The following is a 772-nucleotide window of genomic DNA, read 5'->3' on the forward strand; positions in this document are numbered from 1 at the left end:
ACGTCGAGCGTCGAGCTCAAGAACCTTATTGCGCAACCTGCGACGCTGTGGATCCAGCAGGGTGGTGGTTCGTATGCGCCGCACAACGGCTACGTGCATACAGCGAGACGTCTCGGAGCAGACGGAGAGCTGACATTTCACCAGCTCACGATCTCCTCGTGGATGCACTTCCTGCGATTTCGTCGCGACCAGAAGATCTGGCAGGACAAACCGGTCGATGCGATCGTCACCGACGTTTTCAACGCTCATCCCCAAGCACGCGGCTTCTTCGAGTTTCATCTGTCCCGGACCCTGCCGTCGCTCTCCTTCTGCCGCCAGGACGAAACTGATTGGAATTTCGTCCACCGGCTCCTTGAATCGGAAGGGCTCTACGGCTACTGGAAGCACGACAGCGACGGCAAAGCACATCGGCTCGTCATCACCGATCGCCTGACGGCACTCGACGAGCCAGTGCCGCTCACGTTTTCACGCGCGGGAACCACAGTCGCATCGGACGCACTCACGCAATGGAGCGGCACACGCATCCTGCAGAGTACGTCGTTGACCACTCGTACGTTCGATTACAAGAACCCCGCTAGCACGTTTAACGCGAAGGGCACGTCGTTGCCGACAATGCCGAACCAGGGCGAGTTACCAGAGCAAGCTGAGGTGTATCAGTACACCGGCGCGTACACCTTTATGGCCCAGGGCCGAGGTGACGCGCTTTCGAAAATCCGCCTCGAAGAATGGGAATCGCGGTCGAAGCGCTTTTTTGGTATCGGTGGATGGCGAG

The 772-nt window shown here is 58.7% G+C and carries 1 protein-coding gene; it reads left to right on the forward strand.

Features of this window, described 5'->3' with window-relative positions; genetic code table 11:
• Positions 1–772 (forward strand): phage late control D family protein (locus H0X95_RS35680; protein WP_196446437.1); only part of this gene is annotated, 772 nt, incomplete at both ends.

Origin of the sequence: Burkholderia sp. 9779_493 (assembly GCF_015712215.1) — a bacterium.
GTDB classification, from domain to species: domain Bacteria; phylum Pseudomonadota; class Gammaproteobacteria; order Burkholderiales; family Burkholderiaceae; genus Burkholderia; species Burkholderia cenocepacia.